This is a genomic window from Alienimonas californiensis (genome assembly GCF_007743815.1).
Taxonomy (GTDB): Bacteria; Planctomycetota; Planctomycetia; order Planctomycetales; family Planctomycetaceae; genus Alienimonas; species Alienimonas californiensis.
Genome location: NZ_CP036265.1, coordinates 775,472 through 787,740, shown reverse-complemented (window position 1 = coordinate 787,740; position 12,269 = coordinate 775,472). Strand labels below are relative to the sequence as shown.

At 70.1% G+C, this 12,269-nt stretch carries 9 protein-coding genes; 1 reads left to right on the top strand and 8 read right to left on the bottom strand.

All coding sequences use genetic code 11. The features are described 5' to 3' along the window. The first annotated feature begins 24 nt into the window (after positions 1–24). The gene (locus CA12_RS03055; RefSeq protein ID WP_145357428.1) at positions 25–1,218 is read left to right on the top strand and encodes a leucine-rich repeat domain-containing protein; all 1,194 of its coding nucleotides are present in this window, start codon (positions 25–27) and stop codon (positions 1,216–1,218) included. 17 nt (positions 1,219–1,235) lie between these two features. Here the strand turns inward: CA12_RS03055 and CA12_RS03050 are convergent, their stop codons facing one another. The 8 genes from CA12_RS03050 to CA12_RS03015 form a co-directional block, all read right to left on the bottom strand. Beyond that, positions 1,236–1,877, bottom strand: coding sequence for a hypothetical protein (locus CA12_RS03050; protein WP_145357427.1), 642 nt, complete (start codon positions 1,875–1,877; stop codon positions 1,236–1,238). Between the two features lie 28 nt (positions 1,878–1,905). Beyond that, complete coding sequence (locus tag CA12_RS03045) at positions 1,906–2,235, bottom strand: hypothetical protein (protein WP_145357426.1); 330 nt, start codon at positions 2,233–2,235, stop codon at positions 1,906–1,908. Between the two features lie 53 nt (positions 2,236–2,288). Continuing rightward, positions 2,289–3,140, bottom strand: coding sequence for an aldo/keto reductase (locus CA12_RS03040; protein WP_145357425.1), 852 nt, complete (start codon positions 3,138–3,140; stop codon positions 2,289–2,291). Positions 3,141–3,268: 128 nt separating this feature from the next. Further along, entirely contained in the window at positions 3,269–3,601 is a 333-nt protein-coding gene (locus tag CA12_RS03035) for a HEAT repeat domain-containing protein (RefSeq protein WP_145357424.1), read from the bottom strand. 154 nt (positions 3,602–3,755) lie between these two features. Then, complete coding sequence (locus CA12_RS03030) at positions 3,756–4,313, bottom strand: fasciclin domain-containing protein (RefSeq protein WP_145357423.1); 558 nt, start codon at positions 4,311–4,313, stop codon at positions 3,756–3,758. 178 nt (positions 4,314–4,491) lie between these two features. After that, entirely contained in the window at positions 4,492–6,876 is a 2,385-nt protein-coding gene (locus CA12_RS03025) for a c-type cytochrome domain-containing protein (RefSeq protein ID WP_145357422.1), read from the bottom strand. An 87-nt stretch (positions 6,877–6,963) separates the two neighbouring features. Then, a complete protein-coding gene (locus tag CA12_RS03020; RefSeq protein WP_145357421.1) occupies positions 6,964–9,540 on the bottom strand; it encodes a DUF1549 and DUF1553 domain-containing protein in 2,577 nt (858 codons plus the stop codon). After that, the gene (locus CA12_RS03015) at positions 9,537–12,260 is read right to left on the bottom strand and encodes a PPC domain-containing protein (RefSeq protein ID WP_145357420.1); all 2,724 of its coding nucleotides are present in this window, start codon (positions 12,258–12,260) and stop codon (positions 9,537–9,539) included. The genes CA12_RS03020 and CA12_RS03015 overlap by 4 nt, the downstream gene beginning before the upstream one ends. Positions 12,261–12,269 lie beyond the last annotated feature (9 nt).

Here is a 12,269-nt window from a genome sequence, read left to right as displayed (position 1 = left end):
GGGCGGCGGCGTAGGGTGGGTGCCGTGTCTCGCGTCCTCGCCCTCCGCCTCCGTCGCCTGCCAAGCGATCCGTCGCCCCCGCCGGGATTCCGGCGGTTTGCGTCGGTGCTGCGTCGCCGGAAGGGGGCACTCGCCTTCGCCGGACTGATCGCGGGGCTGCTAGGCTGGATCGCCTGGCCGCACCTCTCCGCCGGGGCCGCCGGATTGCTGGCGGAACGGCGGGGGCATTACGTGGAGTGGGGGCACTACATCCCCGAGGACCGCCGTCGCTGGGCCCCGCTGCCGACAAACGCGGCGGTTTGGCGGACGCCGGTGTATATTCAAATTAACTGCCCGGGCTACGTTCAACATCACTCTTCCGAGCGAGAACGAGACGAATCCTGGCCGGAACCGGAACCGCTCTCCGACGCGCTCGACCGAGCGGAGCGGATGCCGCACGTGCGGAGCGTCGATCTGAACGATGTGTCAGTCAGCGTCGCGGACGCACGGCGGCTGGTCGCGATCGAAGACGACGTCTCCGTGGGCTACTGGAACTGCGCGTTCGCTCCCGGCGCCCTCGACGTGCTGGCGGCCCGCGGCGGCTATCTGGTGGTGGGCCTTCAGGGGTGCTCCATCCCGCCGGGCGGGTTGGCGGGGTTTGCCAAGGTCCCGGCCCTACTGAGCCTCAGCGTGGGCGGGGCGGAGGGCGTCGCGGGACAGTTCCGGCCGTTCGCCGGCCACCCGGGCCTGACCAGCGTCTTCGCCGACGAGACCGACTTCGACGACGACGATCTCGCCTCGGTCGTCGCCTGCGAGCGACTGCAATCGCTCACCCTTCGCGGCGCCGCGGTCACTGACGCCGGAATCCGCACCCTCCCGAAGCGCCCAACCCTCCGTTGGCTGAGTCTGACGGACACCGCCGTGACGGACGAGACGGTCCGCAGACTCGCCGAGCGTTGCCCGAACCTGGATCACCTGGACCTGTCCGGCACGCGGGTGACGGACGCCGCTCTGCCGCACCTCGCCCGGTTCACGTCGCTGACGGTTCTGAACCTTGCCGGCACGCGGGTCACCGCGGCGGCGGCGGACCCGGTGATCGACTGGCCGGCGCTGGAGAGTCTCACGCTGTCGGAGGCCCTCGCTCCGCCGGACTTCCCCCTGCGGGGCTGGGACGAGTTGGGCGACGGCGGGGCGAGCGACGGTGGGGCGACGTTGTGGTACGTCGAACCGGCGGAGTGACGGCGCCGGGCGAGCGGTCAGGTGTCCGTCTGCACGAACAGCGCCCGGCCGCGGGCGCGGGCGTCGGCGACGGGGCCGTACAGGCCCAGGAAGAACTGCCCGCCGAGGGATTCGTCCTCGTCGTCCTCCGGATCGCGGTCCGACAGAGCGGCGGCATGCGGTTCGACGGCCCGCAGTTGTTCGTGCAGCGCCGCGACCTCCGCCGGCAGATAGAGCCTGTACATGCGGTCGTAGCCGCCCAGCCCGGGTTCCGACGGCGGGCAGCGGAAGCCGCGGTTGCCGAACGCCGGCTCGCCCAGCGCCGGGGCGCCGTGCTCCTCGCAGAACTCCGCGCAGTCCCAGTAGATGCTTTCGTAGTCGGTGCATTCAAACCCCAACCCGCAGGCCGCGCCCGGTTCGCTGCGGAACGACCAGACCACGGCGTCCCACAGCTCCGCCTGCTCGTCGGAGAGATCCCCGTACCAGTCGGCCGCGGCCAGCCGGGCTTTGACGAACGCCGTCAGTTCGTCGAGGTCCGTCGGCCAGCCGACCCGGGCGAGTTCGCCGCGATTTTCGGCGAGCAGCGGCTCCGCCAGCGCCCGGGCCTGGGCGTCGGTGGGGGCCGTCACAAGTTGCGTGAAGGCGTCGCCGTCCAGCGAATAAAGGAAGTAGCCGGCCATCGGAATCCTGTTCAGCGCGGGCGGGGGCTCAGTCGTGCCGGCCACGGAGGTGGCCGACGCCTCGGAGGATCATCACCCCCACGCCGCTGAGCGCCAGTCCGCCGAACACGCCCCCGAGGCCGCCGACCGCCGCCCACAGGCCGGCGTCCCGTCCGCCGAAGGCCCAGCCGAGCAGCGCCCCCAACGGCAGACCGACGATCACGCCCAGGCACCCGGCGAGGTTGTCCTGCCAGCGCACGTTCACGCCGGTGACGGTGTCCGTCACGACGTTGTAGGCCTGACGGTTCGAGAGCCGCGCCGCAGCGTCGTCGGGTTCGGGATCGAACTCCAGATCGGCGGGCAAATCGGCGTCGTTCATCCCCGCACGATATCGGCCGGCCGTTCGCGGCACCGCTCAGCCCTCCAAACCGCTCAGCCCTCGAAAGTGTCCGGGTTGGGGCCGACGCGGCCGGGTTCGCCCTGGTCGAGGGCCGTCAGCGTCGCCATTTGCTCGTCGCTCAGTTCGAAGTCGAACAGGCGGAGGTTCTCCCGCATCCGCTCGGCGTGAGAGGACTTCGGGAAGATGACGTCCCCCCGCTGAACGTGCCACCGCAGCACGACCTGGGCCGGCGTGCGGTCCACGGCCGCGGCGATGCCGGTCACGGCGGGGTCCTCGATCAGTTCGCCGCCGCGGGCCAGCGGGCTCCAGGCCTCGATCAGCATTCCCCGCTTGCGGCTGGCGGCCCGCACCTCGTCGTTCGTGAAGTAGGGGTGGGCCTCGATCTGATTCACGGCCGGCGTGACCTCGCAGTGGGCGGCGAGCTTGTCCAGATCCTGCGGACGGAAGTTCGACACGCCGATCGACCGGGCCCGGCCCTCCCGATGGAACTCCTCCAGAACCCGCCACGTCGACACGAAATCCCCGCCGTACCGCGTCGGCAGCGGCCAGTGGATCAGGAACAGGTCGACGTAATCGGTTTGCAGATCCTGCAGGGACTGCTCGAAGGAGCGGCGGGCGTCGTCCGGCTGGTGGTTGTCGTTGGACAGCTTGCTGGTGAGGTAGATCGCCTCGCGGTCCAGGCCGCTGCGCCGCATCGCCTCGCCGACGCCCCGTTCGTTGCCGTACATCTGGGCGGTGTCGACGTGACGGTAGCCGGCCTTCAAGGCCTCGCCGACGACGCGGGCGGCGTCCGGCTGTTCGACCTGCCAGGTGCCGAAGCCGAGTTGCGGGATCGCCCGGCCGTCGTTGAGGGGGAGCGTGGGGATCTGCGGGGCAGCGTTCATGCTGCCCAGCAAATCAGACCGGCCGCGACCGCGGTACGGCGGCTTTCCGCACGCCGGGACGGGGCGAACCGGGAAGTTTCGCCGGGCGCCGCGCTCCGCCGAGGCGGGACCAGCGGGCCGGGTTCGCCTCAGGTGTATTCGCCGCCGCCGATCGAGTTAAGGGCGGAGCGGGCGGCGCCGGCGACCTCGTCGTCGTCGCTGGCGCTGGCCCGCTCCAGGGCGACGTACGCCGCCTCCGCCTCATCCCGCAACGCTTCCAACGCCCGGGCGGCGGCGAGCCGCACCGGCTTGGGACGGGCCGAGTGCAACGCCGCCGCCAGCGCCGGCACCACCGACCGCGCCCCGGCGCCCAGCTCGCCCAGCCGCCGGGCGGCTTCGGGGGCGGCGTCGTCGTCCCGCAGGGCGTCGGCCAGTTCTTCCGGGGTGGCGTCCGGGCCGGGGGCGGAAGTCGAGTCGGGCACGGCGGGGCGGCTGCAAACGGGAAACGGGGCAGGCATTGTACCAAAGACCGCGGGGCCGGCCCCGCCCCGCGTGGGGGAGAGCCGGCCCCGCGGGGCTCGGTCGGAGTCGGATTCGTTCCGGCCGCGGAAGCCCGCGGCGGAAACGACGCCGGGACTATTTCGCGTCCTTGGCCTTACCCTTCGGGGGCATCAGCACGGTATCGATGACGTGAATCACGCCGTTGGAGGCCATCACGTCGGCCTTCACCACCTTCGATTTATTCAGCATCACGACGCCGTCCTTGACCTTCACGTTCACCTTCTTGCCGGAGAGGGTTTCGACCTTCTGACCGTCTAGGCCGACCACGTCCTCGGCCTTCACCTTGCCTTTGACGACGTGATACAGCAGGACGCTCTTCAGGGCTTCCTTGTCCTTCAGCAGCCCTTCGAGGGCGCCCTCGGGCAGCTTGGCGAAGGCTTCGTCGGTGGGGGCGAAGACGGTCAAGTTCGCGTCCTTGGCGGAGAGGGCCTCGGCGAGGCCCGCTTCCTTGGCGGCGGTCAGCAGCGTCTTGAAGCTGCCCGCGGCCTGGGCCGTCTCGACGATGTTCTTCGAGGCCCCCTCCTCGTGATGGTCGAGAGCGACCGGGGCGACCGGAGCCGGGGCGGCGGCGGTGAGCAGCCCGACGCAGCCGGCGGCGGCGGCGACGGTGAACAGCTTGGCGAACGAACGCATCAGGAGATCCTTGAGAGAGTGGAGTGACAGCGGAGCGGAGAAAAACGTTCAAAACGTTCATCGGCTCCGCCCATTCCTAGACCCCCCGTTCCCAATTGCGACGGGGGGCGGGGGACGATTCCGGCGAACCCGGAACGTCCCCCACCCCCCGTCGGGTGGAATCAACGAACGTTAATCCTTACTCGGCCTTGGTCATCCGCTCGATTGCGACCTTGAGGCCGGCCAGACGGGCCGCGGCCGCGTCACGCTCGGCGGCGGGATCGGCGAGGGCGTCCGCTTCCTTCTTCTTCTCCTCGGCGGGGGCGACGGCCTTGTCGGCGGCGTCGGCGGCCTTCTTGGCCTCCTCCAACTCCTTCGGCAGCCGTTTCACCGTCTCCTCGGCGACGGCGAGTTCGGCGGCGAGCCGCTTCGTCTCGGCGTCGGCCGCTTTGACGGCGTCCTCGGCGGTCTTGGCGGCGGCCGTCGCCTTTTCGGCGGCGGCGTCGGTTTCCTCGCCCTTCTTCTTCAACTCCTCGACGGCTTTACGGGCCTCCTCCATCTTGACCTCGGCCGACTTCCGAGCCTCCTCGGCGGTCTTCTTCGCCTCGTCGAGCTTCTTCCGAGCCGCCTCGGCCGTCTTGCGGGCGGCGTCGGCCTGCTCCTCGTTCGCCGCCTTGACGGCTTCCTCCGCCTCGGCGAGGGCCTTCTCGGCGTCGGTCAGGGCATTCTCAGCTTCCGAGACGGCCTTGGACGTCTCGCTCTCGGCGGTTTGAACGGCCTTCTCCGCCGCGGCGATCTGCATCTGGCTCGCCTTGGCGGCCTCGGCGGCCTTCGCCGCCTCCTGCGTCGCCTTCTGGGCGGCGGCCTGGGCGTCGGCGAGCGACTTCTTCGCCTTGCCGTGGGCGTCCGCGAGCGACTTCTGCATCTGGGTCGCCTCGTTCCGCTGCTTGTCGATCGCGGCGACCTTCTCGGCGGTCGTCTTTTTCGCCTCGCGGGCCCGCTCCAGCGCCGCGGCGGCCTCCGCCTTGCGTTTGGCGACGGCCTCGGCGGCGGCGGTCAGTTCTTGGACCTTCGCCTCGGCGGCGGCCAGTCGCTCCGTCAGGGCGGGCGGGTTCGGGGAGAACTCCGCGAGCAATTGGTCGCTGTCCGGCTTGAACACCGCCACGACGCCCGTCCAGTCGCCGACGAAGATCCGCGGCTGCGGTTTGCCGTCCGGACCCGGGACCGCCTCGTCGGCGATCGCCACGGAGAGGGCGAAGTCCGGCCGTTTCGGGAACTTCTTGAGCTGCTTGCCGCCCAGGTCCCAGAGCATCGCCTCGCCGTTGCGGCCGGCGGTGGCGAAGGTGCCGTCCGCGGCGAAGGCGGCGGACTCCACGCCGTTGACCTTGATGTCGACCTTCCGCACCAGGGCGCCGTCCTCCGGGTTCCAGAGGTGCACGGTGTCGTCCAGGCTGGCGGAGGCCAGCAGGTTGGAGTCGGCCCGCCAGCTGACGTCGGTGATCGCGTCGCTATGGCCCCGCAGGTCCGAGTACAGCAGGCCGCTGGAGGCTTCCCAGAGGCTCAGGCCGCCGACGCGGTCGCCCACGGCCAGCAGCACGCCGTCCGGGCTGAAGCCGACCGACGTGACCCAGTCCGTGGCTTTCTCGACCATGTAAACCAACTCGCCGGTGGCGACGGCGTACACCTTCGCCTTCTTGTTGGTGGTGCCGATCACGACCAGCGACTGGTCCGGGGAGATGTCGGCGCAGAGCACGGAGTCCGGCTCGTCGCCGATCTCCGCGACGCGGTCTCCGGTGGTCACGTCCCAGACGACGGCCAGCCCGCGGTAGGCGCCGCGACCGCCGCCGGCGATCAGCAGGCGGCCGTTGGTGCTGAACTTCAGCGACATCGGCCGGCCCTCGGGGAAGGGCAGCACGCCCACCGGCTGGAGGGAGTCGGCGTGGAACAGGAGGACCTGCCCCTCGCCGGCGACCGCCACCAGCGGCGCCCACTGGCTGGCGGCCATCGCGGTGACGGCGTCCGCCCGCCCGGCGACGCGGCCCTCGACGGGAATCGCCTCCACGGAGAGCGGCTTCAGTTCGCCCTCGTAGGCGGCGGCGTCGTAGGGGTTGGGCGGCATCGGCGGCGGCCCCTCGGGGCGGCCGATCGGGGCGGCGCCCAGCGACAGGTCCTCCTTCGGCTTGATCTTCACCTTGGAGCCGGCGTTCTCGCGGGCGCCGGTGTCGATCCACTTTTTGAGGATCGCCAGGTCGGCGTCGGCCATCTTCGCCCCGTTGGGGGGCATCTTCGGCTCGGCCTGGTGGGCGGCGAGCATATAGAGGTAGCTGAACTCCCCGTCGCCGGGGGTCACCACCTCGCCGCTGCCGCCGCCCTGCATCAGGGCGGCGAACTGGCTCATGTTCAGGCCGCCCTCCTGCTTTTCGGCGTTATGACAGCCGACGCAGTTCGCCCGCAGCACGGGCAGGACGTCTTCGTCGTAGGTCAGCGGCTTCTCGTCCTTCTTCTCCTCGTCGGCGCCGACGGCCGACAGGGGGAGGGAACAGGCCAGCAAAACCGCGGCGAACGGGGCGAGGCGGGAGGTCATGGGGCGGGTCGTTGAGGTCGAAAATGCGCTTGATCTAAGAAATCACGCCGAGGGTCCGCAGACCCTCGGCGTGACGGTGCGTCCGGCTCAGTGGTTGAACAGGAACTCGCGGCTGTTCAGCACGGCCCAGAAGTAGTCTTCCAGCACGGCCTGCGGCGCTTCGCCGGCGGCCAGCGCCTCCTCGAGGGCCTTCTTCTCCGCGTCGGTCGGCTGACGGGCGAGGCAGCGGAGGGTGATCTCCTCCAGCACCTCGACCGGCTCCATCGGCGGGACGCTTTCCGCGCCGTCCTTGCCTTCCACGCCCTTCAGCAGGGTCTCCACAACTTTGCCCCGCTGCACCTTGTCGTGCACCGTGTTGCCATTGAGCAGGTGCAGGGCCTGGGCGAGGTTCGGTTCGACCCGCACCTCGCAACTACAGACGGTTTCCCGGCTGGCCCGGCCGAAGGTCGTCAGGAAGTAGGTGCTGGTATTGCCGTCGGCGATCTCCACCGCCCGGCTGCCCAGCGGCAGGCCGTTGAACTTCTCCGGGCTCTCCGTGACGGCGTTGATGCTGTCCAGCAGAACCTCGGCCCGCATCCGGCGGAGCTTCGCGGAGGCGAAGTTCGCGGTATCGCCCACGTTGGTGGGGTTCGTCCGCGTCGCCAGCTGATAGGTCCGGCTGGCGCAGATGTCCCGCACGAGGCCCTTCAGGTCGTAGCCGCTCTCGATGAACCGCTGGGCGAGGGCGTCCAGCAGGGCCTCGTTGGCGGGCGGGTTGGAGACCCGCACGTCGTCCACCGGCTCCACGATGCCGCGGCCGGTGAAGTGGGCCCACACCAGGTTGACGATGTTCCGGGCGAAGTAGGGGTTCTCCTCGGAGGTCAGCCACTTCGCCAGCACCTCGCGGCGGTCGCGTCCCTTAAAGCGTTCGTCTGCCTGGAAGTCCGGCTGGATGCCGCCCAGGAACTTCGGCGCCATGTTCTCGTTGGTCAGCGGGTGCTTCACCTCGCCGCCGCCGCGGTTGTAGACGATCCGCTCGCGGGGGTCGTCGGAGTTCTTGGTGCTCACCTGGGCGAAGAACGCGGCGAACCCGTAGTAGTCCTCCATCGTCCAGCGGTCGAACGGGTGGTTGTGACACTGGGCGCACTGGATCCGCATGCCCATGAACACCTGGGCGACGTTCTCCGCGACCTTCAGCGTGTCGCGTTCGGTGCGGTAATAGTTCGTGGCGGGGGTGTCGAAGGTCCCGCCGCTGCTGGCCAGCAGTTCGCGAACCATCTCGTCCACCGGGACGTTCCCGTCGACCTGCTCCTTGAGCCAGCGGTGGTACAGGACCGCTTCCTTGCCGCTGAGGACGTTGTTGGCCGTGCGGATCGTCAGCAGCTCGGCCCACTTCATCACCCAGATGTCCGCGAACGCGGGCTTATCCAGCAGCGAGTCGACCAGCGCCGCCCGCTTGGAGGGGTCGGTGTTCTCGATGAACTCCCGGGTCGCCTCGGCCGGCGGGACGACGCCCACCAGGTCCAGGTAGGCCCGGCGGACGAACTCCTCGTCGCTGCACAGTTCGCTGGGGGCGATCCGCAGCGTGGCGAGCTTGGTGTAGATCGCCTCGTCGATGTAGTTGGCCGGCTCGACGTCCGGGAACTCAAACTCCACGTTCTTCGGCAGCACGATCGCGGGCACGCCCACGGTGTGCACGTCGAAACGGGCGGTGATGAACGCTTCCGCGCCGCCGGTGCCGTTCACGGCGCCGGCGGTGACGGCGCCCTCCGGCGTGATCGCGGCGGCGGTGGGGTTGCTGGTGTTCCAGGCGACGAGGTGGGTCACGTCGCGGTCGGTGCCGTCGGCGTAGGTGGCGCGGGCCACCATCCGCTGATCGGACCCCTCGCCGGTCAGGGCGATCGAGGGCGGGTACAGCTCCAGCGACACGCAGGCCGGCGGGCCGGTCTCGCCCTCTTTCCAGTTCTCCTTAGCGCCGTCGTCGATCGCCCCGGCGGCGATCCAGTCCAGGATCAGGCGGGCGTACTCGCTGTCCGCCTCGAACAGCTTGCCGCCGGTGTGGGAGACCGCGCCGATGCTCTTTTCGAACAGCAGGCTGTGCTCCGGCACGCCGAGGTTGATCCGACGGCCGGCCTGCTCCCGCGTGATGCGGAAGTGGTCGCCCACGGGGTCGTAGCCGAACAGGCCCATGCGGAACCCGTCCTTGCCGCGGGCCGCCCCGTGGCAGGAGCCCATGTTGCACCCGGCCCGGGCGAAGATGGGCATCACGTCGTTGCGGAAGCCCACCGGCGGGCTGGCGCCGGAGTCCACGACGCTCAGCGGGACCTCGACGGACTTACCGTCGTAGCTCGCGGTCAGCGTGGTGGTCCCGTCGGCGGCGGGGTGGTAGGTCAACGCCCCGTCCTCGCCGACGCTCGCCTTGGCGAACGATTCGTCGGCGGCTTTGAAGGTCGTCTCGGCGGTGACGTCCCGGGTCGTGCCGTCCGACAGCGTCAGCACCGCGATCACGCTCTGGCGATCACGAGCCGTGGAGAGGTGCACCGCGGGCGGGTACACGTCCAGCTGCACGGCCGTCGGTTTGGAGCCGGCGGACTCCTTCGAGTCCGGCTCGAGCGCGTTGGGCCCCGGTACGTAGGAGACGGGGGAGGTCGCCAGCAGGGCGGCGGCGAGGAAGAGGGGGGTCATCGGTTCGTGTCTCCTTCAGAGGAGTCGGTCGGGAGGCCGGCGGCCTCGCGGCGAAGGCGTTCGAGCCGGCTCAGCGGCTTCGGTTTCTCGGGAGCCTTCGCCACTTTCGGCTCGGCTTCAGTCGTCTTGGGCTCAGGCTTCTTCGGGGCGGCGTCCACCCGCAGATCGGTGGTGGCGGCGGTGAAGACGCGGGCGTCCTCCGTCGGCTTCCCGTTCTCGTCCACATTCGGCAGCACCACCTCGGCGAGCAACCCCTTGCGGGTGCCGATCGGCGCCGTTTCCGTCGCCGCGATCTCGAACACGAACGACTCCATCTCCGCGGTCACCTCGACCGGCTCGCAGTTCAGACCGTCCGGCAGGCCCTTCAGCGTGACGGTGGCGGTCCCTTTGAAGTCCGCGTTCTCCAGTTCGGCGGTGATCGCCGTCGACGTCGTCTGTTGCACGGCACCCTTCGCCAGCTTCAGAGTGAAGGGGGTCTCGGTGACCTCGATGTCCACCAGTTCGCTGGAGCACAGACCGGTGCCGCCGCCGTACGCGACGCCGTTCAACTCGTTCGGCAGGGCGGCGAAGGCCAGCACGAAGAACGGGAACTTGCCCAGCGCCGCGCTGGCGTTGGCGTTGAGGGGGTAGACCGCGGTGTCCTCTTCCTTCTTCACCGTCCGCTGGTAATCGCAGCCGATCCCGGGCGTCCGCTGGGGGAACTCCAGCTTGATCTCCCCGTCGAAGCCTTCGTCGCGGTGCACCTTGATCTTCAACTCCAGCACGCCGTTGCGGACCAGCGCCGTCGCCGGCGGCAGGACCTCGATCGAGAACGGCAGCTTCTCGGTCACGGCGACGGCGACCGCGGGGGCTTCCACCTCCCACAGCGTGCCCTGATTGTTGTACCGCACCAAATCGGCCGCGATGATCGAGGAGGCGTAGGACGCCCGCTGATCCGGCCCGGCCTTCAGGATCTCCGGCTTGTCGGCGGGGAAGGCCCGCAGGTCCGCCAGCAGGCCGCCCAGCGGGGCGTCCTCGGCGGCGCTGAACAGCACCGGCCAGGTGGACTGGTTGTCCGGCACCTTCGGGGCGGTGACGGTCACGCCCTCGGGCAGGTCGGCGGCGTCGATCGCCAACTCGCCGCCCAGGCCGTCGCGGGAGATCGTCACCCGGGTGGCGAAGTGCCCGCCGCGGGGAATCACGACCCGTTGCCGGCCCTGGCCGTAGCGGCCGTTGCGGGGGATGGAGAGCGTCGGCGTCCGCACCGGCGGGCTGACTTCCACGCGGTACACGAAGTTCTCCCCGCCGCGCTCGAGCTGGTCGTGCACCGCCACGACGTACAAGCCGTCCTCCGGCAGGGCGAAGTCCTCCCGGGGGTCCAGACCGACGCGGTCGGCGCCGCTCTTCAAGTTCCGGCCGTTCGCGTCGAGGATCCGCAGCTCCGCGTCGATCGGGGAACCGATCCGCGTGCCGAAGACGTCGAACCGCAGGTTCTGGCCCTTCCGGCCGATGAACGCGAAGTGATCGTGATCCCCGTCCTGCTCCAGCACGCCGTTGAACGCGAGGCCGGCGAAGGCGTCCGGTTTGACGGATTCGCCCGCCTTCTTGATCGCGGCGGCGTCCCCGCCGTCGGCCTTCGCCTTCTCCTTGGCGGCCTCGACCGCGGCGAGATACGCCTCCACGCCGGGGGCGCGGGTGGCGGCGGTCCGGTCGTCGTTCGGTTCGGCTTCCAGCACGTTCGGGAACTCCGAGGCCCGGAACGGCAACGCCGAGGGGCTCGAAGCGCCGTCACGCACCGCGTACACCTGGCCGGTCTGATCGCTGGTGAGGCCGGCGACCGGCGTCACCTTCTGCCGGAACGACCCGTGCGGATCGCCGATGAACGTCACCTCCACCTCCTCGCCCACTGGGCCGCCGGCCGGGTAGACCGCCAGCGGCCGGGGGAACGCCTCCGGCCGCAGACCGACGTGCATCCGGTAGTAGCCGCGGCCGCTCCCCTTGAACTCCGCGTCCCGAATCCGCAGCAGATAGGTGCCGGCTTCGGCGGGCGTGAACCGCAGGACGGGGTCGGCGTTCGTCAGCGGGGTGTCGTCCGAGGCGACCAGCTCGCGGCCCTCCAGGTCCAGCACCTCGATCGCCGGGTCCATGTTGGTGGTCTCCGAGGACGCCAGTCGCATCCCCTCGACCTCTACGCTGAGCACCTGCCCGGCGGCCAGATCGATGGAGTAGTGGTCGAGATCCTCGTTGTCGATCCGGCCCGTCACCGTCACGCCGCCGGCCTCTTCAAAGAGGTCCTTGGAGAGCGGCTCGGCGTTCGCCGGGTCGGTGTTCGGGGCCTCCTTGGGGTCGGCCTCCGCCACCTCGGGCAGGGAGCCGACGTAAATCGTATGGAACTCCGACACGCCGTTGGCGCACCGCAGTTGCACGACGTGCTCGCCGACGCGGGCGTCCGGGGCGATCTGCATGGTGACGGCCACCTTTTTGTCGCCCTGCTTCTCGTCCGGCGTAATGGCCTTCACCTCAAAGACCCCGGGCTCGTAGAACAGCACTTCCGCCGCGTCCTGCAGGCGATTGCCTTCAAAGGTGAAGGTCGCCTCGGTCCCCCGTCGCGCCCCGCGGGGCAGAACGACGGTGAGCTGCGGGTCGGCGGCGAAGGCCTGGTGGGGCGTTGCGGTCGGAACGACGTCGGCGGCGAACAGCGTCGCGGACAACGCCACGAGCGCGGCGGAGCGGGCACGCACGGGGCGGCT